A 22,059-nucleotide genomic window follows, 5' to 3' on the forward strand; every position below is an offset into this window, starting at 1 on the left:
ACTTGGTCCACCTGAACAGCAATCGACCTGGTCGTGGTGTTAGCGTTAGGGGTTGTGACGTCTGGCGCAGCCACGAACGACTCGGTGCCCACCCCCACTGGGCACACCTCGGCCGATCTTCCGATGCCGAAGATGCGGCCGAGCCGGGAAGTGCCACTCGACTTCCCGCGAGAGTGGCTGGAGTTCGTGGATCCGGCCGACGACCAACATCTGATCGCCGCCGATCTGACGTGGCTGCTCTCCCATTGGACCTGTGTTTTCGGCACCCCCGCCTGCCAGGGGATCATCGCCGAACAACCCGACGCCGGCTGCTGTACACACGGCGCGTTCCTCTCCGACGACGACGATCGCAAACGGCTGCGCAAAGCGGTGAAGATGCTGACCGCCGACGATTGGCAGCTGATGGAGAAGGCTCGCAACGACAAGGGCAAGATCAGCCGCAAGTCCTATCTGGAAACCGACGAACTCGACGGCGAACCCGCCGAGCGGACTCGGCGCCACAACGATGCCTGCATCTTCCACAACGGGCCGGATTTCCCGGGCGGTGCCGGGTGCGCCCTGCACATCATGGCCGTACGCCGGGGCCTGGAACCGCATACCGTCAAACCCGACGTCTGCTGGCAGCTCCCCATCCGCCGGACCCAGGAGTGGGTGACCCGGCCGGACGGTGTGGAGATCCTGCGGACGGTACTCACCGAATACGATCGGCGCGGCTGGGGTCCCGGGGGGATCGATCTCGACTGGTATTGCTCCGGCTCCCCCGATGCGCATATCGGCGAGCGGCCGGTCTGGCAGGCCTACCGCGCCGAACTCATCGAATTGCTGGGCGAGCCCGCCTACCGGGAGCTCGAGCGGCAGCTGCGCCGGCGCGAGGGCACCCCGATCATCGCGGAACACCCCGCGACCACCGAGGCCCGCCGCCAGGCCCGGGCGCGTCACAACGGTTTACCGCCGGCGCCCGATAAAATCCGGGGACTCTAGCTGCGATAACCCCCACCCACCGGAGGCCGCGCCATGAAAGTCGGGCGATTCGCTGCACTCCACATCACGTCCGTTCGGCCCGCTGGAAAGTTCCCGCCCCACCCCGGCGGACGCCGTCCACATACCGCCGCGGTTGCCGTCAGGACACCTCTATCGGCTCGCCGTAGCCCAGGAAACCGCCCATCGGTACCGCAGGAACGTGCGGTGGCGCGACCAGCGTGGCCCCCCGCGACGCTACGTCCGGCCGACCGCGGGGCACACACCGTGCGGGCTGCCGCCGCAACCCGCGCCCTGTTCACTGTCGTCCTCATCGGGGCCGGTATGACCGCGGCTGCGGCCGGGGCATACGCGCAACCGGCCACGGACCCGCATCAGTTCTCCGACCACACCGCCGAATTCATTCCGCTCGGCGCCCCCGACGCGCTGGCCGCCCGCGATACGGGCAAACAGCTGGTACTCAGCCCGCACGGAACCCGGCGCAGTATCGTCTGCCGCGGCAACGGCACCACCGTGCCCCTCTACGACTGCAGCCAGGAGGACGGCCTGGGCTGGGCACCGTTGCACCGGAACGACACACCCGTGGGCGAGGTCTGGATCTACTTCCCCTGAAGGTTACCGGCGGCCGGCGGCGGGCCCGCTCGCTCAGGCTGTGTCCCTCGGCCTGAGGACGCCCCGCCTGGCGAGGCCGCCTTCGGGTCCTGTCGGCTCAGGCATTGTCCGCGGGCCGAGGAGATACTTCGTGACGAGGGGCCCCTGCCGCTGTCGGCTCCGACGCACTCGGGTTATGCCCCTCGGTCCGAGCGAGAGCCTTCCGTGGTGACGCGCCGCCGGCCACATGGAAGTGACTCGCTCAAGCCTCGAGCTTGTACCCCAGGCCGCGCACGGTCACCAGGTGCTCGGGGCGGGCCGGGTCGGCTTCGATCTTCGACCGCAGTCGTTTGACGTGCACATCGAGGGTTTTCGTATCGCCGACATAGTCCGCGCCCCACACCCGGTCGATCAGCTGGCCGCGGGTGAGGACCCGGCCGGAGTTGCGGAGCAGGTATTCGAGCAGGTCGAATTCCTTCAGCGGCAGGGTTACCGGGTTGCCGTTCACCAGCACCGTGTGCCGGTCCACATCCATCCGCACCGGACCGGCTTCCAGTACACCGTTCTCGCTACCGGCATCCAGTTCGTCACCGGCACCGCGGCGCAGCACCGCCCGGATGCGGGCGATCAGTTCGCGCGCCGAATACGGTTTGGTGACGTAGTCGTCGGCACCGAGTTCCAGTCCGACCACCTTGTCGATCTCGCTGTCGCGCGCGGTGACCATGATCACCGGGACCCCGCTGCGGGTGCGCAGCTGTTTGCAGACATCGGTACCACTCATCCCGGGCAGCATCAGATCCAGCAGGACGATATCGGCGCCGGAACGGTCGAACTCGGCGAGCGCCGAGGGGCCGTCACCGACGACCGTGACCTCGAAACCTTCCTTGCGCAGCAAGAAGGCGAGCGGATCGGCCAGCGATTCCTCATCCTCGACGATCAACACACTCGTCATCTGCGTGCCTCCACACCATTCGATCGGCCCGGGCCGGACGGCCGCGGGCTGGGTTCTCTCTTCGTCAACACGGGCAGACCGGCGGCGCCGTTACCGTCGGTCTCCTGGTGCGCGGGTATGCGCAGGGTGAATGTCGAGCCGGTGCCGAGCTTGCTCCACAGCGTGATCTCACCGTTGTGGTTGGCAGCCACATGTTTCACGATAGCCAGGCCCAGACCGGTTCCTCCGGTCGCGCGCGAGCGCGCTTTATCGGACCGGAAGAACCGTTCGAAAACGCGTTCCTGGTCGTCCTTGGCGATCCCGATCCCCCGGTCGGTGACGGCCATCGCGACATAGTTTCCGCGGACCGAACGGCTGACCGAAACATGTGAGCCGCGCGGTGAGTAGGCGATGGCGTTCTCCACCAGGTTCGACAGGGCGGTGATGAGCAGCGTTTCGTCGCCGCGGACCTCGAGCCCGCTGGGCCGATCGGTACTGACCGTTATCCCGGCGGCTTCGGCGGCCGTGCGCGAACGGTCCACGGCCTGGCTGACCACCGTATCGACATCCACGACCTCGAGTTCGGGCAGTTTCTCCGCCCCCTGCAGGCGCGACAACGCGATCAGCTCGGTAACCATCTTCCCGAGCCGGTTGGATTCGCCCAGGACACGTTCCCCGAAATGCCGGACCGCCTCGGGATCGTCGGCCGATTCCAGCAGTGCTTCGGCCAGCAGGCTCATCGCGCCGACGGGGGTTTTCAGCTCGTGGCTCACATTGGCGACGAAATCGCGGCGGGTGGCTTCCATCCGGGCCTGTTCGGAATCGTCGTCGGCGAACAGAACGGTGAAGCTGGTTTCTTCCGGGGACAGCGGCCGGGCCAGACCGCGCACCGCGATCCGGCCCCGGCCCGGTGTGGGTTTCTCCGCGGTGAGATCGAATTCCGCCGATTCGGCGGTGGACAGTACCTTCTCCACCGCTTCCCACGCGCGTTCGTCGAGCAACCGGTTGCGCACCAGGCCGAGCTCCTCGGCACGCGGGTTGACGAGCACGACATCGCGGTACTCGTCCACGACCGCGATACCGCTTTCCGAGGCGAGCACGATCAGGTCGAGAACTTGGGACATGGTGAGCCCGGAGTCGGCCTGGCGGCGCTGCGCCGTCCGGGCGTTCACATACGGGATCACCAATCCACCGACGGCCAGTCCGACGACAGCCGCCAGGACTGCCAGTAGTACGGCCTGGGGAACGCTCACACCAAGAATCGTACGGTCGACGACGCGTAAACAAACCCGGGGTCGGTGAAGTTTCACGCAGGTCACGGGCGATTACGGCGGTGTTCGCCGGGCGTTTACGCATTGTTGGGCATGGACCTGGTTTGGAATCGCTCCGGGCGTGTTCCACCTCCCGACAACAACGAACCCCGTTGCGTCTGGGACGCAACGGGGTTCGCATCGTTCAGAGCCGGCGGGTGTTCACCAACCGGGGTTTCCGCGCACCGGCACGTTCACGAAACTCGGCCGGTTCGGGTCGAGCTGCACATGCTGCGGTTTGAACCCGGTGTCGAGGAGCATCGGCAGCGGCGGCACCCCCTTCGGCGGATTACCGGCATAGACATCCACCCGCAGCCGATGCCCCGGTTCCAGCCGCGCCTCGATCGCGGGTACCGCGATATCCAGTGTGGTGACCTCGCCCGGCACGGTGAGCCGCCGGTTTTCGATCGTGACGAACGGCCGCGGATCGGTGTAGTCGCCGTTGGCCGACCGGCTGCTGCGGGATTCATCGATCTCCCGCAGGGAAGCCATCAGCTGCCCCGACGACAACACCCGCGACTGCCCGTCCGGCGCCACATCGTTGACCGTCACCGACCAGTAGCCGTCGGCCGCGTCGTGCACGGTCTCCAGATGCACCGCGATCGGTCCGGAAATATCCACGGCTTCGGTAACCGGGGCACTGGTGAAGGTCAGCCCGTTCGATTCCTGGATCCGCGAATCCGCACCACAGGCATTGATGATCGCGATAACGCCCGCGGTGGCCTGGCCGGCGTCGTTGGAGCACAAACCGGTGAGGCCCGGCGCGACGGTCAGCCGCGCGGCACTGTCGGCGACGGTGGTGAGCGATCCGTCGTGCGCACTGTGGCCGCCGGTCCCGCTGGGTGCCGCGGACAGATACATTCGGCGGTGTTCGGCCTGCTGATCGGCCGGGGCGCTCTCGCCGAAACCGTCCCGGGTGACCCAGCCTCCGCCCTGCTGCCGCAGGGTCACCGGCCCATAGCGATCGATCCCGTTGTCGATACCTTTCAACCACCTGTCGAACCAGGCGCGCTGCAGCACGTCCAACCGCGGCGGCAATCCGGGTTTACCCGATTCGCTACCCGAATTGATGTGGTACGTATCGCCCATGAGCAGCTGTTTCTGCCCGGGCGCGAGCGACATCTGGTTGTAGATCTGCGATTCGGAGTAGGTGAACAGATCGTGCCAGCCACCGGTGACGAAGGTCGGCACCTCGATTTTCGACGGGTCCCCCAGCCAGGCCTGCCGGTCGGGGCTGTCGCCGCGGATCATCTCCTGCAACCGCGGATCCAGATCCTCTACCCGCGGGGTGGTGTAGGCGTTGAGGAAAACGTCCAGGTAGGTGAACGGCGAAGACAGCCGATCGTGCAACCACCGCGGATCGAAGGTGCCGTTGACCATGGACTCCACATTCGGCATCCATTTGGTCGCGTTGATCAGCGTCATCCAGAGTGGGATGAAGTTGAAGCCGAACCCGCCGCCGGGCATGAGTACATCCTGGGCGAGATCACTACCCGGCACCACGGGGAACAGCGCCTTCAACGCGGGCGGATGCTTCTCGGCGGCCTGCAGCTGATTGATCCCCGAATACGACATACCGGTCATCCCGACCTGACCGTCGGACCAGGCCTGCCGGGAGGCCCAATCGATCACCTCGACGGTATCGGCCTGTTCCCGCTGCCGCAGCATGTCCCATACGCCCTGGGAGAACCCCGTCCCCCGGACATCCACCACGACCTGCACATAGCCGCTCTTCACCAGCTGCCGGTCCACGGCGAAGTTCCGCATCGCGCCGCCACCGAGCGCCTTGGTGAGATCGGTGAGCCCGGACAGCGGGGTCCCGGTCATATCGATATCGCGGGCCAGTTGACTCACCGCATCCGACAGGCCCGGCACGGACCCCATGTGATCGACGAGGTTGGAGGCCAGCTTGGTGTAGGGCGTCATATTCACCAGCACGGGTGTGCGGGTGTCGATCGGCCGCGATGCGGTATCGGCAGGCCGGTACACATTCGCCTTCAGCACCGTGCCGTCACTCATCGTGATCGGTACATCCCAGGTGATGTGGATATTCGGGTACTGCTGCGGCCCGTCGTGGGTGGCCGCCCACTGCGCCCCCGCCGCTCCCCCATCCGGTCCCGTCACCACCGGCGCTGCCGCGGCGCCGCCGCCCAGCAGCGGCACCAGCAGCGCGACGGCGGCCATTGCCACAGTGGCGCGTAACACGAACTTCATAGGTCGTGATCCATCTCTCGAGCTGGTCGAATGATCGAGAGCATACACAGCGTTACCGGCGGGTAACGAGGGTTTCTGGGACAGATTCCGCCCGAAATCGATTTCACCCGAAACAATTCCGTATCCAACCACAAAGAGATTCGCACCCCACCGGGAAAATTCACAAACACCCCGGACCACGGGTGGGCACACCACCACAGCCCCGAAACCAGAAACGCCGCAACCCATCACAGGCTGCGGCGCTTTTCACGATTTCTCAGCGACCACCCTGGCTCGCCACCGCGGCGGCCCCGGCGGCAGCGGCCTCCGGATCCAGGTACTCCCGCGGCCGCACCGGCCGCATATCCTCGTCGAGTTCATAGCGCAACGGAATCCCGGTCGGGATATTCAGCCCCGCGATATCGTCGTCGGAAATCCGGTCCAGATGCTTCACCAGCGCACGCAGTGAATTACCGTGCGCGGCCACCAGCACCGTCTTGCCGGTCTTCAGTTCCTGCGAGATCGTCGATTCCCAGTACGGAACCATCCGGTTGACCACATCGAGCAGGCATTCCGTGCGCGGAACCTCGATATCGGCGTACCGCGGGTCACCGGACTGGCTGTATTCGTCGTCGAGGTCGATCAGCGGCGGCGGGGTGTCGTAACTACGCCGCCACAGCATGAACTGGTCCTCGCCGTATTCGTCACGGATCTGGGCCTTGTTCTTACCCTGCAGCGCGCCGTAGTGCCGCTCGTTGAGCCGCCAGTCCCGGACCACCGGAATCCAGTGCCGATCGGCGGCATCGAGCGCGAAATTCGCGGTCGAGATCGCCCGGCGCAGCAGCGAGGTGTAGGCGATATCGGGCAGGATGCCGTGTTCGGCGAGCAGTTCACCGGCGCGTTTACCCTCGGCGATGCCCTTATCGGTGAGGTGCACGTCCACCCAGCCGGTGAACAGGTTCAGGGCATTCCATTCGCTCTCGCCGTGGCGCAGCAAAACGAGGGTGTAGGTCATATGGGTAATCCTGCCATGTTGCGTATAGGGCAGCGGCGCGGGCCGGGGGCGGTGAACTGCGACACGACGCTCAATTGTCAGTATGTAGGCGACACAATAATGTCAGTGATTCTGCTCTCGTGGCTATCTGATTCGTGATCGAATGTCGCCTGGTAGTCGGCGATAGGTGCTTGTGCTGCTTTGGCGCAGCCTTGCGGATTGGGTGGGTTGGGCCGGTGGTCGAGGAACACGTGCGTGCGCTTCGCCAAGCGGCGATGGATCGGCTGGTCCAGCTCGATGAGCATGGGCAGTTGACCAGTGAGCTGGTGGGGTTGACGGCGCAGGCGCTGGGGGTTGCCGAGCGTACGGTGTGGCGGTGGCTGCGGGCGCGCCGGTCGCAGGCTGTTCCTGTGCGGCGTGAGCGGTTCAGTATCGACGAGCGGTTGCGGGTGCGGTTGGCGTATTGGCGGGGAAACGCCGCGGCGTTGCATCGTGAGCTGGTCGAGGCCGAGAAGGCTGGTGGTTCGGCCGCGCCGGATCTGCGGACGGTGCAGCGCGCGATTAAACGTGATTTGACGGCTGGGGAGCTGGCGGGTCTTCGGGCCGGTGAGCGGGCTCGGCGGCGTTTCGATGTGTTCTTGACTCGGCCGGCGTCGTTCCGGAACGACGCGTGGGAGGCCGATCATGTCGAGGCGTCGGTGCAAGTGGAGGTGGATGGCCGGTTGGTGAAGCCGTGGGTGACGTGGTTCGTCGACGCGGCGCATGACGTGATCTTGGGTACAGCGGTGACGCCGCAGGCGCCGAGCCGGGAGCCGATCCTGGCGGCGTTGCGGGCGGCGGTGCTGCGGTCCGCGCCGTATGGTCCGGCGGGCGGGTTGCCCGGGGCGGTACGCATCGATCAGGGCAAGGATTTCTTGTCGCGGACGGTGTGTGAGGCGTTGGGGGCGTTCGCGGTGCGAGTGGATGACTTGGCGCCGTATACCCCGTTCGGGAAGGGGTCGGTGGAGATGGTGAACGGGGCGGTGAAGAAGATGCTGTTCGCGGGGATGCCGCGCTATACCCACCGCCAGACCCAGGTCAACGGTGTCCCGGTGGATCCTGACCAGCCCGCGTTGACGTTCGAGGCGTTCACCGCCGAGCTGCTGGGCTGGGTGGAGTGGTGGAACGGTGAGCACACGATCCGGGAGCTGGGAGACCGGACTCCGTTGCAGTCGTGGCTGGATGATCCGACACCGGTTCATGACGTGGATGCGGCGAAGTTGTGGATGTTCACCCTCGAAGACGACCGCCGCCAGCGCAAGATCACCACGAAAGGGATCGGGTTCGGACGGGGCCGCCGCTATGTGGCGGACTGGATGGTGGGCCGGGTCGGCACGGCGGTGCGGTTGCGGTATATGCCGCATCACACCCATGAGGTGGAAGTGTTCGACGCGAAATCCGGTGTGCACCTGGGGACCGCGGTGCTGGCTGATCAGGCGCCGCCGGAGACGGTGGCCGCGGTACGCCGGACTCGTAACCGCAAGGCCCGGCAGTTGCGTGCGGACCTGGCCGCGGCGGAGAAGGCCCGCCGTGCCCGGTATGCCGCGACCACGACCCCGCAGCCGGCGAAAAGGTTGGACACGGTGACGGTGGCCGAGGCCGAACGCGAACTCGCCGATGAGCGGGACCAGGATCTGGCGCGCTGGTCGCGCCCGGACCTGATCCCGCTCTCACCGCCGGCGCCGGGCTGGGTGCTGCCGGTCGATCTGGACCGCGACAACGACGAGGGAAGGACCCGCACCCGGTGAGTGCACGCAACCCCGGCCTGGACGTCGGTGATGAACAGGCCGATCATTTCCTCGGTCTTCCGCGAGCGAATATCGTGGCCACCGACTCGCTGCTACTCACCCAGGACAATCTCGCCGATGTGATCGCGGCGAAGGCGATGATGTGTGTGCACGGGGATGCGGGGCTGGGCAAGACACTGTCGGTGAATGCGTCGCTGCGGCGGCTGGCGCCGGGGATGGTGTGCCGGGTGCAGTTCCGTGCGCGGCCGACGCCACGCGATATCCGGCATGTGTTGTTCGACGCGCTGGCCATCAGTGGTTGTCCGCCGGGCAAGCCGATCGAGTTCGACCACGTCCTCAAAGACGTGCTGTCCGAACGGTTCCGGGTGCTGGTGTGTGATGAGGCGCAGTGGCTGTCGCGGGAGTGTTTCGAGTATTGGCGGCATTTGTGGGATGACCGGCGCACCGATATCGCGATCGTGTTCGTCGGCGGCGGGGACTGTTATCAGGTGCTGCGGCGTGAACCGATGCTGTCGTCGAGGGTGTATGTGGGGCAGGAGTTCCGGCGGATGACCCGAGAGCAGGTGGTGCGGGTGATTCCGGCGTATCACCCGATCTGGGAGAACGCGGATCCGGAGGTGATCGAGTTCGCCGACGCACACGCCGGACATGGCAATTTCCGGTCGTGGGCCAAGATCACCGCGCATGCGGACCGGGCGTTGGGACGGCTGGAGCGTGACACCGTCGACCATGATGTGCTCGGTTGGGTGTTCACCAAGCTCAGCGGACGCACCGGATGACCGGCGCCTCGGATGCGGACGCGGGTGTGCCGGTCGACGATTGGGACGACCCTCCGGTGGGATATACGGCCGACCGGCTGGTGCCGCCGGTGATGATCGTGTCCGACCACGACGACGATGCCGCGGTCACCCAGGTCCTGCTGGAGTTCAGTGACCCGGTGGCGGGCCGGATCACGGTGCATCCGACCCCGGCCACCACCGGTGCCGCGCCGCTGGCCCATGATCTGCTGGCAGCGCTGGGGTGTGCGGTGGCGCGGCCGTCGCAGGAGCGGGTTTCCGGAGTGATTCCGTCGTGGCAGGCGGTCAAAGCCTGGGTCACCGCGCTGCATATCGATCAGGTGATCGTGCTGCGCGCGTACCGGCTCTCGGCGGCGGGCCTGGAGCGCCTGGTCGATCTGCGACTCTACGCGGGAATCCGGCTGGTGCTGGTCATTCACGGTGAGGGTCCGTATCGGCTGGTCCGGCGGTTGCCGGCCGGGACCGCGCATCAGGTGATCAGAGACGTCGGTGAAGTGATCGGTTCCACGAGCCGCATCAAGCCTGCGCGGGCGGCGCCGGATTCGCCGACCGAGCTCCCGCCGATTCCTGATGGTGAGGTCACAGGCTTCCGGGCCGAGGCGTATCGGAGTCTGGCGGCCGCGGAGTTCGCCCGCGTGGATGCGGTCTATACGACCGGGATGGCTGCCGCGTGCCGGTGGATGCACGCGATGCCCGATCCCGGGCCGATCACCGCGGACGAGGAACCGGCGGAGTATCTGCGGTCGCTGCTGCCCATCGGATTGTCCGCGAACGAAACCAAGCTGGGTACACAGCTGCTGGTCAACGGCTACTCCGCTCATGACCTGCGCACGCTGGCCGCTGGGCTGCTGTGCGTGGGCCGCCGGCGAGACCAGGTAAGACTACCGCAACGGTTCGACGACACCTTCGAATTGCAGCGGTTTCTCACCGAACTGGTGAGCGACAGCCCCACCCGCCGCCACACCATCACGCTACTGCGCGGAGCCCAAGCCGGATGCCTACTGCACGGACTGCTGATCGAATTACCCCGCGACCTGTTCACCGCCGCCGGTCCTGGGCTCACCGGCGCCCCGGTCACGCAATCGGTCATCGCCCGCATTCGGTCGGGCACTGCCAGCCCGGTCCATGCTGCCGCACTGGCAACCGCCTTGTTCACCGGGTTTCCGGCCGCCTATCTGTCCCAGATCCCGACCGGTGCCCTGTCCGATGACGGCGCACTACTTGCCCTGGGTACGGATAGCGCACCACGGAAGTGGGGTGACAGCGCCCGCACACGCCATGCTTTCGCCGTCCCCGAGCCGGCCCGGGCGCTGCTGGTCGCGGCCCGCACCTTTCTCCAGCTGCGCGGTGGCGCACCGGATCGTGCTCTGCTCAGCGCCGGTGTCGGCGCGGCGGCGCGGCATCTGAACGGAACCGCGGCGGCATGTGGGACCGCGCTGCCGCCACCGGCGCCGGCCGACCGCCACTGGCACATCACAATTCAAGGCTGGTGGGTCGGGCCGAGCCTGCACCGCGAGACCGACTGGACCGTGAAGACCCGTTGGCCGCAGCCATGGGTGAACCCGCAGTGACCCGCCCGGACCGGTCACCGACTGCACCTGGCCAGCACCGTGTTCCGGCAAGCGGGCCACGGCTGCACTACGACGCCATCCGCAGCAAGGCCGCGCACCTGGGACTGACCGCGAAAGAACTCGACACCGCCCTCGGAGTCCGACTCGACACACTCGAAGAAGACCGCGATCAGCGCGGGGTGAGCCTGACCGTTCTCGACCGGCTGCGCCGGATACTGGACATGCCGCTGGACGACCTGGTCATCGACGGCGACCCAACCAATGTTCGGCTCCCGCCCGACAGCGGTTGCGGTGAAGCCGATGACGCGGGGTGCGTGCTGGCGCTGCTGGTGATCCATGACGGGCTCGGCATCGCGGATTTCCTGGCTCGCAGCGGCTGGTCCCGGCGGCGCCTCGATCAGGCGCTGACCGTTCTCGCCCGCCAGCTCGAACCGACCGCGTTGCGGGTTGTGGCCACCGACGACCGGCTCACCGTGCTCATCCGCACCGCAGTGTTGCCCGACGACCTGCGCGCGGCCTTCACCGACCAGCGCGTGCGCCGGGTGCCCCTGGGCCCGCACGAGGCGGTCGAGCTGGTCAAACTCGTCCGCAACAAAGTCCTGGAACCCTTCCCGGATTCCATCGGCCTGCACGAGGAATCCACCAACGCCTACACCGTCGACCCCACCGGCATGCTGGCCCGACAGCGCATCGCGATCCATCGCACTGGCCCCACCCACCGCGGTACCGGTGTGAATGAGCTGGAGGTGCATCCCGACGTGATGTTCGCGCTCGGCCTCGCCGCCCGCCCGGCATCGACGGAGCCACCACCGCGCCCCGATTCCTCGACGGCAGCGTGACCGTGACACTCACCGACGGTGCTCGTGTGCCTGGCGCAGTAGCTCGGCGGCGTTGGCCTCGACCCGCACTATGTGCCGCGGCCGGTGATCATCGCCAAACCGGCCACCCACCTCCACGCCATCGGTCAGCTGGGAGGAGAGGAAGGACATGGAGTCGAACCTGATCAAACCCAGGCTGTTCGAGCCGGTCTCCGATCATCTACCGAAATCTAGGGCGTAGGTCACTTCGGGGCCGGGTGATCCGGGCAGACCACCCCGGCGGCGGTGCTTCGCCACCGGCGGACCGCGAGCCATCGGCGTACCAGCATCGGTAGTTCCCCGGTGTCGAGGAGTTCGGTGGCGTAGGGCCCGGTCAGCAGGGGGCCGCCGCAGTCGCAGGCTGCGCATTCGATGTCGGTGATCGGCACGTCGCGAGGACGGCACCGTTGGCAGTGGCGCCGTTCGACCAGGCCGCCGTCGTCGGCCGGTTCGAGCCAGACGACCTGGATGTCTTCGAGCATCCGCCCCCGCTCGGAGGTGTCGCTGCTGGTGTAGCCGCACATCGGGTTCGGGCACACCGCCGGAGCCTCGGGCAGGTTGCGGTGCGCGGTCTGCTTGAGCCGCCACGCCAGATTCGGCCGCCGGCGAACGAGACCGGATGCGGTGTCGCTGGTTTCGTACCGCTCATCGTCGTCGTTGTCGGCGGCCGTGACGGCAGCAGGTTTTGGGTGGGCCGGCGCCGGTTCGGGATCGGCCGGGGCGATATCGAACAGGTCGTCCGGATCGCCGATGGCCCTTCGGGTTTCCCGTTCGGAGATCACCGATACCGAGGCCGCAGCGTCAGCGAGGACCGGCACGGCATCGGCCGTCTGCCCTGCGGGGCTCACCGCCACCGCAGCAGCAGCTGGTGTTTTGGTTGCGGGGCCGGAGTGGGGCCGGGTACCGATACGGGTTTTGTCGAGGTGGCCGTAGAGGGTTCCGCGTTTGACGCCGAGGATGTCGGCGATCTGCTGCACGGTGTGGCGGCCCTCGTCGTAGAGCCGTTGGGCCTGTTCGACCTGGTGGGCGGTGAGTTTCGGACGGCGGCCGCCTGTGCGGCCTCGTGCGCGGGCAGCTTCGAGGCCGTCGCGGGTGTTGGCGAGGATCAGTTCCCGCTGCAACTCCGCCAGCACGCTGAGCATGCCGAACATGGCGCGGCCTTCGGCGGTGTCGGTGTCGATGCCCTGCTCGACGACCTTCAACCCGATCCCGCGCTCGCGTAGCTGTGCGCCGAGGGTGATCAGGTGCAGCACCGACCGGCCGAGGCGGTCGAGGCGGGTGATGACGATGGTGTCGCCGCGGCGCGCCAGGGTGAGCACGAGATCGAGTTTCGGTCGCGATGCCTTCGCGCCACTGGCAGTATCGATATGGACATCGGCGGGTTCGACGCCGGCGCGGCGCAGGGCGTCGATCTGGTGGGCGGGGTTCTGTTCGGCGGTCGACACCCGCCCGTAGCCGATCAACATGGTGTCGAAAATAGCCGAAATGTGGTTTGCCGACATTGTTTTCCGACACGGGTTTCCGACACTCACGTCCTGGGGTTTCTCCCGCTCACATCAGGTTGTCGACAAACGATTGTTTTCCGACAACCTCCGAATCCGGCACACTGGCCACGCAACCGGGTTCCCGGCGACGTGCCACCGTCAATACGAATCCGACTATCGCACTGCGTAATCACCGCTTGAAACCTGAGTGACAACGATGCACGCTGGTTCTTATCATACCGGAACGTATCAAGGAGTGGGTGCATGGCAGTCCGGTTCAAGCTTGGATACTTCTCACCAGTGACTGACGATCCACTAGGGCGAGAGCATGTCGGTTACTTTCCGAGAATGACCGAAGGGGAGGCATGGGTCTCTGGCCGGGGAGCATGGAAGGCCAACAAAGAACGTCTATCCCGGGAGCAATTTGCGTTGATCATCGGTGATGGCCGGGTATGCGCCGTAGGCGAGATCACCGGGGTCGCCGTCCACGGTGATCGGGTCGCTGTCGACGGCGACGTGCTCGCCGAGGGCCACCCGGTACGGGATGCATGGATCGGGCAATCCGATCCCGTGATGAATGCCTCGAACCATCCCGTCGGCTACTGCGATCTCCCCGAAGAAGCGCAATTCCGGGAACGGCCCTGCGGCTGCGGGTGCGGCGAGATATCCACGCGTGATTTCCTGCCCGGCCACGATGTACGCGCCTTCCAGGACCGGGTCCGGCGGATGTTCGCCGGCTCTGCACTCGAATTCATCCGCTGGGTCGACCGGATGGGCGCCGAACACGGCCTCCCGCTCCTGGATATCCGCAGCAACCCCGAGATCCGCATCGACGACGACCGGCAGCCGCCCTCGCTCGAACCCTATGACCAGCTCCTGAGCAGAACCGCCACCCCGGAGCCGAGCCAGTAACTGTGCCCTGGGGGCTATCTGATGAAACGGCCGGAAGCCCTGCTGGTCACAGGTTGCGGTCGATGTCCATGCGCTGGTGCAGGATTCGCACGACATCGATCACGTCCCCGTTGATCCGGTAGTAGAGGGTGTGTGATCCAGCGGGAAGTGCACGGTAGCCGGGGCGGATCTCATCACACGCCCGGCCGATGCCGGGGTTCGCCACGGCGCGCTCGATGGCGTACTGGAGTTCGCGTACATACTTCTCGGCCTGCTCGAATCCCCATTGCTCGCAGGTGAATTCGAAGATGTTATCGATATCGGCCTGCGCGGCGGGGGAGAGAAGATACCGGCTCACCGGCTGCCCGCGCCGCCGTCGGCCCGTTTGCGGGCAATGAAGGCGTCGAAGTCGAAGGGTGTCGACTTTCCGCTGTTCTCCCCGTCGATCAGCGCGGTGCGCAGGGCACGCAACTGAGTCTCGCGATCTTCCAGCAGCCGCAGTGCTGTACGGACGACGTCGCTGGCCGAGCGGTAGCGGCCCGAGGCGACCTCGCCGTCGATGAACGAGCTGTAGTGCTCGTCGAGGCTGAAGGAGGTGTTCTTGCCCACGAACCGATAATACCAATTTTTGGTATAGCGGGTCGGTGATTCTTTTCCCCTGGTCAGAGGCGGTCGGTGGCGGGTTCGACGGTGTGGTCGTAGCCGTAGAACTGGGCGACTTCCGGTGACCATTCCCAGCGTTGGTCAGCAAACCAGAACCGGAAGCTTCCCATCTGTTGTGGTGTTGCGGTGATCGCCTCCAGTGGGGCGGTGGCGGTCGGTTCGTCGATGCCGCTCATGCTCTGATTGTGCTGTATGTCCTCGCCGCGAGTACCGCGGTGGGTGGGCCGGGCAACGCTGTTGTCCAGGATGTGAGATGCGCCTCGCGTGAGGGCGGATGAGCCATCGCCAGGTTTTCTGTTTGTTAATGTGTGCAAGTAGCGTGGTTATGTGCGGTTGGGTGCGTCGACGGAAGGCGGAAACGGTGCCGGGTTCGAGCAGACCCTTGTATCAGATGAAGGCGGAGTTCTTCAAGACGTTGGGGCATCCGGTGCGGATCCGGGTCCTGGAGTTGCTCAGCCAGCGCGAGCATGCGGTCTCGGAGATGCTCAACGATATCGATATCGAGCCGGCGAATCTGTCTCAGCAGTTGGCGGTGCTGCGGCGGGCCGGGTTGATCACCAGTCGTCGTGAGGGTTTGTCGGTGACTTATGAGCTCACCTCACCGCAGGTGGCGCAGCTGCTGACCGCGGCGCGCGCCATCTTGACCGGGGTCGTGGCGGGACAGGCGGAGGCTTTGGAAGAACAGCCCGCCTGAAGTCCGGATCGCTGGCGGCCTCCTGTTCTCGTCTATCAGGTCGTGGTGATTCCGCGCAGCTGTTTGCATGTTTTCCTACATAGTCATCTAGTTGTTGATGGAGGAGATGTTGGTGGAGGCCGATCACATGGCGGCGGTGGAGTCGATGGCCGCGCCTACCGGTCATGCACAGATCCTGGCCTGGGTGGCCGAGATCGCTGATCTGACCGCACCCGAGGATGTCGTGTGGTGCGACGGGTCGCGCCAGGAGTGGGACCGGTTGACCGCCCGCCTGGTGGACAAGGGCACCTTTGTCGAGTTGTCGGGAAAGCCGAATTCGTTCTGGTGCGCCTCCGATCCCGAGGACGTGGCGCGAGTGGAAGACCGCACCTTCATCTGCTCATGCGACAAGCGAGATGCGGGGCCGACGAACAACTGGGTGGATCCGGTCGATATGCGCACGGTGATGACCGAGCACTATCGCGGCGCGATGGCCGGGCGCACCATGTATGTGATCGCGTTCTGCATGGGCCCACTCGACGCCGAGGACCCGAAATACGGTGTGCAGATCACCGATTCGGAGTACGTGGCGGTATCGATGCAGATCATGACCCGCTCCGGAGCCGCAGTGTGGAACCAGCTCGGCAACGACGCCGAATTCGTCCGATGCCTGCACTCGGTCGGCGCACCGCTGAGCCCAGGACAACAGGATGTGGCGTGGCCATGTGACCACACGAAATACATTGCGCATTTCCCCGAAGACCGCACCATCTGGAGTTACGGCTCCGGCTACGGCGGCAACGCCCTGCTGGGCAAGAAGTGCTTCGCCCTGCGGATCGCCTCGGTTCTGGCCCGCGACGAGGGGTGGCTGGCCGAACACATGCTGATCCTCAAACTCACCTCACCCCAGGGCCGCACCCATTATGTGGCGGCGGCGTTCCCGTCCTCCTGCGGCAAAACCAACCTCGCCATGCTCGAACCCGCCCTGGAGGGATGGAAGGCCGAAACCGTCGGCGACGATATCGCCTGGCTGCGGTTCGGTCCCGACGGCCGGTTGTATGCGGTGAACCCGGAAGCCGGGTTCTTCGGAGTCGCCCCGGGCACCAGCGCGAAGACCAACCCGAACGCGATCGCCACCATCGAGCACGGCAACTCGATCTTCACCAACACCGCCCTCACCGATGATGGAGACGTGTGGTGGGAAGGACTCACCGATACGCCGCCCGCACATCTGACCGATTGGCGCGGCAACGACTGGACCCCAGAGTCCGCAACCGGCCCGGCGGCGCACCCGAACTCGCGGTATTGCACCCCGATCGAGCAGTGCCCGTCGGTGGCCCCGGAATGGGACGACCCGGCCGGGGTCCCGCTTTCGGCGATCTTCTTCGGCGGCCGCCGCGCCACCACGATCCCGTTGATCGCCGAATCCTTCGACTGGACCCACGGGGTGTTCACTGCCTCGGTGCTGTCCTCGGAAACCACCGCCGCCGCCGCGGGGAAGGTCGGTGTGGTGCGCCGGGACCCGATGGCGATGCTGCCGTTCCTGGGTTATCACGTCGGTGACTACTTCGCCCATTGGCTGCGCCTTGGCAGCGCAGCGGACCCGGCCGAGCTGCCGAAGATCTTCCAGGTCAACTGGTTCCGCCGCGACACCGACGGACGGTTCCTGTGGCCCGGATTCGGCGACAACGTCCGCGTCCTGAAATGGGCGCTGGAGCGGATCGAGGGCACCGCGGCAGCAGATACCACCGCGATCGGCTACGTCCCCGTGCCGCACACACTGGACCTGTCCGGATTCTCCGACACCGACAAACGCTCCGTACGGGCCGCGCTCGAAGTCGACCACGACGAATGGGCCGCCGAGGTCGCCTCCATCGAGGACTGGTATGCCAGCATCGGTGCCGACACGCTCCCCGGACCGCTGTGTGATCAGCTCGCTGCGCTGAAGAACCGCCTGGCGCACACTCCGGCCCGGCCCGCCGACACCACTGCCGGGGCGTCGTGACCCTGCGCGCGCTACTGCCCACCCGGGCGGACTGGACGCCGGGGCTGCGCCGCCCGGGACCGGACCTGCTCGCCGGTGTCATCGTCGCGCTGGTGGCGTTGCCGTTGGCGCTCGGTTTCGGGATCAGCTCGGGTCTCGGCGCCGCTGCGGGTCTGGCCACCGCGATCATCGCCGGTGTGGTGGCCGCGGTGTTCGGTGGCTCCCGGTTCCAGGTGTCAGGTCCTACCGGCGCCATGACCGTGGTGTTGCTGCCGATCGTGGCCGAACACGGCGGCCCCGGCGTCCTGGCTGTCGGGTTGATGGCCGGTGTGGTGCTGGTCGTTCTCGCTGCGGCTGGTGTCGGGCGTGCGGTCCGCTATATGCCGGCGCCGGTGATCGAGGGATTCACCGCGGGTATCGCCGTGGTGATCGCGTTGCAGCAGTTCCCGTCTGCCCTCGGCGTCGGCGAGGCCGAGGGTGAGAAGATGTGGCAGCTGGCTTCCGACGCTGTCGGCCGTTACCTCGACCATCCCGACCCTGCCCCGCCGGTCACTGCACTGCTGGTCGCTGCCGCGGTGCTGATCGGCGGCCGGTACCTGCCCAAACTGCCTTTCGCGCTCGTCGCGGTCGCCGTGGCTACCGCTGTGGCCGGGCTCGCCGGTCTGGACCTCACTCGCATCGGGGCCCTGCCCGCGGGGCTGCCCGCCCCCTCCCTCGGGTTCCTCGACCCCGGCCAGCTCGGATCACTGATCGCGCCCGCGCTGGCCGTGGCCGCGCTCGCTGCGTTGGAATCACTGCTGTCGGCCACCGCCGCGGACTCGATGTCGGTGGGCACCCGCCACAACCCCGACCGCGAACTGTTCGGCCAGGGCCTGGCCAATATCGCCGCACCCTTGTTCGGTGGCGTCCCCGCCACCGGCGCGATCGCCCGCACCGCCGTCAGCGTCCGCTCCGGCGCCCGCACCCGCCTCGCTTCCCTCACCCACGCGGTCGTGCTGGCCGCCCTGCTCTACCTCGCCGCGCCCCTGGTCACCCAGATACCGCTGGCCGCCCTCGCCGGTGTGCTGCTGGCCACCACGGTGCGAATGGTCGAAACCGCGTCCCTGGCCGCGATCGCCCGCGCCTCTCGCGGTGATACCGCGATCATGGTGATCACCTTCGCCGCCACTGTCGCCTTCGACCTGGTCACCGCCGTCGCTATCGGTGTCGGTATCGCGGTCCTGCTGGCCCTGCGCTCGGTGGCCCGCGAAGCCCGCTTGGACCAGGTTCCCCTCGATGAGGGCGACCACCTCACCGAAGAACACGACCTGCTGCGCGACCACATCGTCGCCTACCGCATCGAGGGCCCGCTGTTCTTCGCTGCCGCGCATCGATTCCTGCTCGAACTGGCCGATGTCTCCGACGTGAAAGTCGTCATCCTGCGCATGTCCCGCGTCACCGCCCTCGACACGACCGGCGCGCTCGTGCTCAAAGACGCCATCTGCAAGCTCGAACACCACCACATCACCGTGCTCATGTCCGGGCTCCGCGCCGATCACCTCCGCCGCCTCACCGCAATCGGTGCGCTGCCCGCTGCCGGTGAGGAGGCAATCTTCGCGAACACGGTCGACGCGATCGCCCACGCTCGCGGCGACCTTCCCGAACCGGTCGGAGGAATTCGATGAGCGGCGAAGCAACCACGCCGACCTTGACCCAGCGTGTGCGCTACATCGGCGGCGCGACGCTGCCGCCGTCGATGCACCGGTGGGTGATCGACGATCTCACAGGCCCCGGCGCGGCCCGCCGATACCATCTGCGGATCCTGCTGCCGATCATTGCGCCGCTGTGCGTGTTCCTGCTCATTCCGGGACCGCTGTGGATGGGGCTGGCGATGATGGCGCTGCTGTACCTGCCACTGATCTACTTCACAACCGCGCTCATGTACGTCTACCGCCGCCACCGCCTCGCCAAGCACGGACTCGACCCGGCACTGGCCGATGTGCGAGAGCGCCAGAAACACGCCGCGGAACGCGATGCCTACGAACGACGCCACGGGCGCTGAAACGATGTCGGCGCCTTCTGGCAAGGTCCCGGGCGGAGCTGGCCGTGGGGTCCAGCCCGTGAGGAAGGTGAACGATGAATGGTGGTCAGGAGCGTGAGCGGGCGTGGCAACCGGAGGACTTGAGCCGGCTCGTGGTGGAGCGTCTGAACGCGGGTGACGTCGAGGGGCTGGTGGCCTTGTATGAGTCGGATGCGGTCTTGGCACTACCCGACGGCGGTGTTGCCACCGGCAGCAGTGAGATCCGCACGGCCTACGCGCATATCGTCGCCGACGCGCCGGCGTTCACGCCCGGGAGACAGTTACCGACAGTCCGCAATGGAGATGTGGCACTGACCTCGGTCCGATTGGGCGACAGCGGCGTCACCGTCGAAATCGCTCGATGCCAGGCCGATGGCACGTGGCTGTGGATGATCGATCAGCCCAGCCTGCCCGGGTAGATCCAATCAGAAAGCGCCGGTGATCAACTGTTCTCGATGGCCGGTGGCGCGTGCCACTTACAGTGGATGTGACCACACGCCACCGGACTCGATACCGCATAGCTTCGGCGCCGGTCGTCGATCAGAGCTTCTTCACCACGCTGGATTTCAGCTGCATCGGCCCGATGCCGTCGACCTTGCAATCGATGTCGTGATCGCCCACCCCGGCGACCAGGCGAATATTGCGGACCTTGGTGCCTGCCTTGATGCCGGTGGGGCTGCCTTTGACCTTGAGGGATTTGATCACGGTGACGGTGTCACCGTCGGTGAGCACATTGCCGACGGCATCACGAATCACGTCGCTATCGTCGCCGGTAACCTCGGCTGGTTCCCATTCATGGGCGCATTCCGGGCACACCAGCAGAGCCCCGAGTTCGTAGGTGTACACCGACGCGCACGCGGGGCAGGGCGGCAGCGTATGACTCATCGAGTGTCTCGTTTCGGTGGAAGGTCAGGGGGTGGTGAGGAAGTCGATCAGGACGCGGTTCACTTCCTCGGGGCGCTCGAGATATCCGTAATGCCCGCAGCGCTCGATTTCGTGGTACCGCGCGGCGGGGATCGCCTCGGCGACTTCGCGACAGAAACGCGGGGGCACCATCCGGTCATCGGCGAATCCGACGACCAGGCTCGGCACCCGAATCGCGGCGTAGGCGGCGCGGCGGTCCTGGCTGCGGTCCATGCCAAGTTGGGCGCGGGTGCCGGGAGTGCCCTTGCCCGAGGTGAATTCGAAGATATCGAGCCACTCCTGCGCCGTGCCCGGGTCCTCCAGGGTGTGTGGGGAGAGGTTGAGCATGGCTTTGATCGCGGCGGCATACTCCGGCGGGAGCTCAATGCCCTTGTCGTAGAGGGCCTGCTCACCGCGGTTGAGCGTGCCGGCCACCGGATGCGGCCGGGCTGTGGCGGCGAACATAACTGCCTTGCCGAGCAATTCGGGTCGGGCCAGGCAGAGTTCGGCCACCACGCGCGATCCCATCGAGGTGCCGACTACATGCGCAGGTGTACCCAGGTGCTCGATCAGTGCGGCGGTATCGTCGACGAGATCGGGCATCGTGATCCCGGCTGCCGATTCCGACGATGGCGCGATACCGCGGTTGTCGACCGTGGCGACACGGAACCCGGCCTTCACCAGCGCGGGCGCCTGATGGGTACGCCAGACCCGGCCAGGGCTGCCGTTGCCCATGATCAGCAGGACCAGCGAACCCGAGCCGGTGACCTCGTAACTGATCTGGACGCCGTTGAGTGCGGTGAGAGGCATTCTTCTCCAGGTGTCTGATTGCTAAAGTTAGCAACTACTTTAGCTAGGGTGAGGTCGGCGTCCTCCACCGGCACCCGGCTTCTGCTGGGCCGGTCCGCACCTCGCAGTGACCAGCACCGTGGATCCAGAGGCTTGCGCTGCGCGTCGAACATCGCCGAGCAGCAAGGAGCCGAACCTGGATGATCCCGATGTCGGCGGTGGCTCAGAAGTGACAGCCAGCCGGGATCCGGCGCTAAGGAGCTACCGCAGGTAACTGATGATTATCTGCGGTAGCTCTTGTGCCGACCTGGGCAAATGTTTCCGCCAGGTGAGCCGAGATCCGCACAGAGTCTGCTTGCAGGCAGTCACTGTGGATTCGGGCATCGGCAGGCCGGGACGCCGATCCACAGGAGAGCACCCATCCGGGCCAACAACGAGACGGGCGCTCATACCCGGGGAGAGGTAAGACAATGCTCGATCTACGAACGCTGCGCCCGCGGAAGCTGACCGCACCGAAGATGGTGTGGGCGCGAGTGGTGATCTTCATGATCGTCGTGGCGGCTGTGATCATCTTGATCGCATGCCACGTCGCTCCGGACGTTGC

The 22,059-nt window shown here is 66.3% G+C and carries 22 protein-coding genes; 12 read left to right on the plus strand and 10 right to left on the minus strand.

Translation table 11 applies throughout. From position 1 onward, the window contains the following. Window positions 1-132: 132 nt before the first annotated feature. Window positions 133-981, plus strand: coding sequence for a DUF3109 family protein (locus ON22_RS23740; protein ID WP_063820649.1), 849 nt, complete (start codon window positions 133-135; stop codon window positions 979-981). A 204-nt stretch (window positions 982-1,185) separates the two neighbouring features. Beyond that, window positions 1,186-1,590 carry a hypothetical protein gene (locus tag ON22_RS23745; RefSeq protein ID WP_156052409.1) on the plus strand — a complete coding sequence of 135 codons (405 nt, stop codon included), beginning with the start codon at window positions 1,186-1,188 and terminating at the stop codon, window positions 1,588-1,590. 241 nt (window positions 1,591-1,831) lie between these two features. Here the strand turns inward: ON22_RS23745 and ON22_RS23750 are convergent, their stop codons facing one another. The 4 genes from ON22_RS23750 to ON22_RS23765 form a co-directional block, all read right to left on the minus strand. Continuing rightward, window positions 1,832-2,521: a response regulator gene (locus tag ON22_RS23750; protein ID WP_033247009.1), complete on the minus strand. Its 690-nt coding sequence runs from the start codon at window positions 2,519-2,521 to the stop codon at window positions 1,832-1,834. Beyond that, on the minus strand, window positions 2,518-3,753 hold the full coding sequence (locus ON22_RS23755) for a sensor histidine kinase (RefSeq protein WP_033247010.1): 1,236 nt from the start codon (window positions 3,751-3,753) through the stop codon (window positions 2,518-2,520). The genes ON22_RS23750 and ON22_RS23755 overlap by 4 nt, the downstream gene beginning before the upstream one ends. Window positions 3,754-3,972: 219 nt before the next feature. Further along, complete coding sequence (locus ON22_RS23760) at window positions 3,973-6,024, minus strand: CocE/NonD family hydrolase (protein WP_033247011.1); 2,052 nt, start codon at window positions 6,022-6,024, stop codon at window positions 3,973-3,975. A gap of 256 nt (window positions 6,025-6,280) precedes the next feature. After that, a complete protein-coding gene (locus tag ON22_RS23765) occupies window positions 6,281-7,018 on the minus strand; it encodes a phosphoglyceromutase (protein ID WP_033247012.1) in 738 nt (245 codons plus the stop codon). A 254-nt stretch (window positions 7,019-7,272) separates the two neighbouring features. Here ON22_RS23765 and ON22_RS23770 point away from each other — a divergent pair, with 254 nt between their 5' ends. From ON22_RS23770 to ON22_RS23785, 4 genes are read left to right on the plus strand one after another with little or no spacing between them, the layout of a single operon-like run. Next, on the plus strand, window positions 7,273-8,784 hold the full coding sequence (locus ON22_RS23770; protein ID WP_051158004.1) for a TnsB C-terminal domain-containing protein: 1,512 nt from the start codon (window positions 7,273-7,275) through the stop codon (window positions 8,782-8,784). After that, window positions 8,781-9,563, plus strand: a complete 783-nt coding sequence (locus ON22_RS23775; protein WP_081595792.1) for an AAA family ATPase — start codon at window positions 8,781-8,783, stop codon at window positions 9,561-9,563. The genes ON22_RS23770 and ON22_RS23775 overlap by 4 nt, the downstream gene beginning before the upstream one ends. After that, complete coding sequence (locus tag ON22_RS34895) at window positions 9,560-11,152, plus strand: hypothetical protein (RefSeq protein WP_051158005.1); 1,593 nt, start codon at window positions 9,560-9,562, stop codon at window positions 11,150-11,152. The genes ON22_RS23775 and ON22_RS34895 overlap by 4 nt, the downstream gene beginning before the upstream one ends. After that, on the plus strand, window positions 11,134-11,991 hold the full coding sequence (locus ON22_RS23785; protein ID WP_033247013.1) for a hypothetical protein: 858 nt from the start codon (window positions 11,134-11,136) through the stop codon (window positions 11,989-11,991). The genes ON22_RS34895 and ON22_RS23785 overlap by 19 nt, the downstream gene beginning before the upstream one ends. 221 nt (window positions 11,992-12,212) lie before the next feature. Here the strand turns inward: ON22_RS23785 and ON22_RS35930 are convergent, their stop codons facing one another. Continuing rightward, window positions 12,213-13,475: a recombinase family protein gene (locus tag ON22_RS35930; RefSeq protein ID WP_081595794.1), complete on the minus strand. Its 1,263-nt coding sequence runs from the start codon at window positions 13,473-13,475 to the stop codon at window positions 12,213-12,215. Between the two features lie 366 nt (window positions 13,476-13,841). Between ON22_RS35930 and ON22_RS23795 the strand changes: the two genes are divergently transcribed. Continuing rightward, the gene (locus tag ON22_RS23795; protein WP_228802551.1) at window positions 13,842-14,405 is read left to right on the plus strand and encodes a hypothetical protein; all 564 of its coding nucleotides are present in this window, start codon (window positions 13,842-13,844) and stop codon (window positions 14,403-14,405) included. 46 nt (window positions 14,406-14,451) lie between these two features. On the opposite strand, the gene ON22_RS23800 is transcribed toward ON22_RS23795, so the two are convergent. From ON22_RS23800 to ON22_RS37425, 3 genes are read right to left on the minus strand one after another with little or no spacing between them, the layout of a single operon-like run. Continuing rightward, entirely contained in the window at window positions 14,452-14,742 is a 291-nt protein-coding gene (locus ON22_RS23800) for a type II toxin-antitoxin system RelE/ParE family toxin (protein WP_033247014.1), read from the minus strand. Beyond that, window positions 14,739-14,993, minus strand: a complete 255-nt coding sequence (locus ON22_RS23805) for a type II toxin-antitoxin system ParD family antitoxin (protein WP_033247015.1) — start codon at window positions 14,991-14,993, stop codon at window positions 14,739-14,741. Before ON22_RS23805 ends, ON22_RS23800 begins: the two co-directional genes overlap by 4 nt. Before the next feature lie 53 nt (window positions 14,994-15,046). Beyond that, window positions 15,047-15,223 (minus strand): hypothetical protein, encoded by a 177-nt coding sequence (locus tag ON22_RS37425; protein WP_174375626.1) that lies wholly within the window; start codon window positions 15,221-15,223, stop codon window positions 15,047-15,049. Between the two features lie 215 nt (window positions 15,224-15,438). On the opposite strand from ON22_RS37425, the gene ON22_RS23810 reads away from it, so the two are divergent. From ON22_RS23810 to ON22_RS23830, 5 genes are all read left to right on the plus strand, one after another. After that, window positions 15,439-15,741 (plus strand): ArsR/SmtB family transcription factor, encoded by a 303-nt coding sequence (locus tag ON22_RS23810; protein WP_033247016.1) that lies wholly within the window; start codon window positions 15,439-15,441, stop codon window positions 15,739-15,741. 97 nt (window positions 15,742-15,838) lie between these two features. Next, window positions 15,839-17,725 (plus strand): phosphoenolpyruvate carboxykinase (GTP), encoded by a 1,887-nt coding sequence (locus tag ON22_RS23815; protein WP_051158008.1) that lies wholly within the window; start codon window positions 15,839-15,841, stop codon window positions 17,723-17,725. Window positions 17,726-17,727: 2 nt separating this feature from the next. Then, window positions 17,728-19,368, plus strand: a complete 1,641-nt coding sequence (locus tag ON22_RS23820; protein ID WP_051158012.1) for a SulP family inorganic anion transporter — start codon at window positions 17,728-17,730, stop codon at window positions 19,366-19,368. After that, window positions 19,365-19,745, plus strand: a complete 381-nt coding sequence (locus ON22_RS23825; protein WP_033247017.1) for a DUF5313 family protein — start codon at window positions 19,365-19,367, stop codon at window positions 19,743-19,745. Before ON22_RS23820 ends, ON22_RS23825 begins: the two co-directional genes overlap by 4 nt. 74 nt (window positions 19,746-19,819) lie before the next feature. Beyond that, window positions 19,820-20,182: a YybH family protein gene (locus ON22_RS23830; RefSeq protein WP_033247018.1), complete on the plus strand. Its 363-nt coding sequence runs from the start codon at window positions 19,820-19,822 to the stop codon at window positions 20,180-20,182. Window positions 20,183-20,303: 121 nt separating this feature from the next. On the opposite strand, the gene ON22_RS23835 is transcribed toward ON22_RS23830, so the two are convergent. Beyond that, the gene (locus tag ON22_RS23835; protein ID WP_043740550.1) at window positions 20,304-20,648 is read right to left on the minus strand and encodes a zinc ribbon domain-containing protein YjdM; all 345 of its coding nucleotides are present in this window, start codon (window positions 20,646-20,648) and stop codon (window positions 20,304-20,306) included. Between the two features lie 24 nt (window positions 20,649-20,672). Then, window positions 20,673-21,476 (minus strand): alpha/beta fold hydrolase, encoded by an 804-nt coding sequence (locus tag ON22_RS23840; protein WP_033247019.1) that lies wholly within the window; start codon window positions 21,474-21,476, stop codon window positions 20,673-20,675. Window positions 21,477-22,059 lie beyond the last annotated feature (583 nt).

Source organism: Nocardia carnea NBRC 14403, from assembly GCF_000308515.1.
Taxonomy (GTDB): Bacteria; Actinomycetota; Actinomycetes; order Mycobacteriales; family Mycobacteriaceae; genus Nocardia; species Nocardia carnea.

Coding starts and splice junctions, on each gene's coding strand:
- ON22_RS23810 (WP_033247016.1), top strand. CDS start 15,439: ATGAAGGCGGAGTTCTTCAAGACGTTGGGGCATCCGGTGCGGATCCGG.
- ON22_RS23765 (WP_033247012.1), bottom strand. CDS start 7,018: ATGACCTACACCCTCGTTTTGCTGCGCCACGGCGAGAGCGAATGGAAT.
- ON22_RS23825 (WP_033247017.1), top strand. CDS start 19,365: ATGAGCGGCGAAGCAACCACGCCGACCTTGACCCAGCGTGTGCGCTAC.
- ON22_RS23770 (WP_051158004.1), top strand. CDS start 7,273: ATGGATCGGCTGGTCCAGCTCGATGAGCATGGGCAGTTGACCAGTGAG.
- ON22_RS23750 (WP_033247009.1), bottom strand. CDS start 2,521: ATGACGAGTGTGTTGATCGTCGAGGATGAGGAATCGCTGGCCGATCCG.
- ON22_RS23840 (WP_033247019.1), bottom strand. CDS start 21,476: ATGCCTCTCACCGCACTCAACGGCGTCCAGATCAGTTACGAGGTCACC.
- ON22_RS23760 (WP_033247011.1), bottom strand. CDS start 6,024: ATGAAGTTCGTGTTACGCGCCACTGTGGCAATGGCCGCCGTCGCGCTG.
- ON22_RS35930 (WP_081595794.1), bottom strand. CDS start 13,475: ATGTTGATCGGCTACGGGCGGGTGTCGACCGCCGAACAGAACCCCGCC.
- ON22_RS23830 (WP_033247018.1), top strand. CDS start 19,820: ATGAATGGTGGTCAGGAGCGTGAGCGGGCGTGGCAACCGGAGGACTTG.
- ON22_RS23740 (WP_063820649.1), top strand. CDS start 133: ATGCGGCCGAGCCGGGAAGTGCCACTCGACTTCCCGCGAGAGTGGCTG.
- ON22_RS34895 (WP_051158005.1), top strand. CDS start 9,560: ATGACCGGCGCCTCGGATGCGGACGCGGGTGTGCCGGTCGACGATTGG.
- ON22_RS23785 (WP_033247013.1), top strand. CDS start 11,134: ATGGGTGAACCCGCAGTGACCCGCCCGGACCGGTCACCGACTGCACCT.
- ON22_RS23835 (WP_043740550.1), bottom strand. CDS start 20,648: ATGAGTCATACGCTGCCGCCCTGCCCCGCGTGCGCGTCGGTGTACACC.
- ON22_RS23815 (WP_051158008.1), top strand. CDS start 15,839: ATGGAGGAGATGTTGGTGGAGGCCGATCACATGGCGGCGGTGGAGTCG.
- ON22_RS23795 (WP_228802551.1), top strand. CDS start 13,842: ATGACCGAAGGGGAGGCATGGGTCTCTGGCCGGGGAGCATGGAAGGCC.
- ON22_RS37425 (WP_174375626.1), bottom strand. CDS start 15,223: ATGAGCGGCATCGACGAACCGACCGCCACCGCCCCACTGGAGGCGATC.